Origin of the sequence: Bacillus sp. DJP31, assembly GCF_049310945.1 — a bacterium.
Taxonomy (GTDB): Bacteria; Bacillota; Bacilli; order Bacillales; family SA4; genus Bacillus_BS.
In genome coordinates this window covers 1-907 of the sequence record NZ_JBMERO010000099.1, presented here as the reverse complement: position 1 = coordinate 907, position 907 = coordinate 1, and the positions used below count along the sequence as shown (strand labels likewise).

Sequence of the window (907 nt, the reverse complement as noted above, 5' to 3'; positions counted from 1 at the left end):
CAATACGTGGAACAAATTATTGCTATTTGGCCGAAGCAACAACGTGAGACTGCGATCAAAATCATTGGTAAGTACAGACTACCTCAGGAGGCCACTGCTAGTCGGTTAATCTGGTATAATAACGGTCGTTGGAAGTGTACAATCGTTCACAGAGATGCTGTTCCTCATCATTTTCCTACGACACATCCTGACTTTCTTGAACAGACGATTTGTTATTATACTCCAGTGAATAAATTTGATGAAATCGCTATGTTTGATGGAAGTACTTACCCTGATCGAACAAGAGGAGAAGTTACGGCTATTTGTGATAAAGAAGAATTTAATACGTTGAACATTAACATGTTGCATGATATTGTTACGTGTAAACGCACAGTAAATAATGCGAGAGAATTTGCTACAGCAACTATTGCAAATTATCTTATTTATAATATTTCGTCCCCTTATTTTGAGGGGTTTCTGTTCCCTCAACAGACTCGTACTGCAGACCCAGATATTCAAAAATTTTAAAGATATAACTACAGGACGATATCATTTTGGATATCGTCTTTTCTTTCAATAAATCCCTTACTTCAGAATATGATTCTTACTAATTACACATTTTAATGGTAGCTAATTATAAAGGAGCGACTACTATGACCAAGGATACTAGCTACGAAGAATCATTGAAGGCCGTTCATCATGCAGAAAAAGAAGTCTATGAATCCCAATCTAATACTAATGCTGAAGAACGACAACAATCTTTTCAACAGCTTCAAATAGCGAAAGAAAAGGTGCAGGAAGCCAAAAGACAATTGGATGAAAATAGCTTTGAGGAAATGCATCGATTACTTCAAGCTGAGGAGCAACTTCGCCATCTAATGGAAGCACAGCAATCGTTTGAAGACTAAAAGGCAGAACCTTGGTTCCT

General features: G+C 37.2%; 2 protein-coding genes. Both read left to right on the top strand.

The window, feature by feature from the left end:
- A partial coding sequence (locus tag ACOI1C_RS22610; RefSeq protein ID WP_422512888.1) for a hypothetical protein occupies positions 1 to 507 on the top strand: 507 nt, incomplete at its 5' end.
- Positions 508 to 632: 125 nt separating this feature from the next.
- Entirely contained in the window at positions 633 to 887 is a 255-nt protein-coding gene (locus ACOI1C_RS22605) for a hypothetical protein (protein WP_422512887.1), read from the top strand.
- Positions 888 to 907 lie beyond the last annotated feature (20 nt).

Excerpts from the sequence above, each read along its gene's own strand:
- ACOI1C_RS22605 (WP_422512887.1), top strand. The coding sequence starts at position 633 with ATGACCAAGGATACTAGCTACGAAGAATCATTGAAGGCCGTTCATCAT.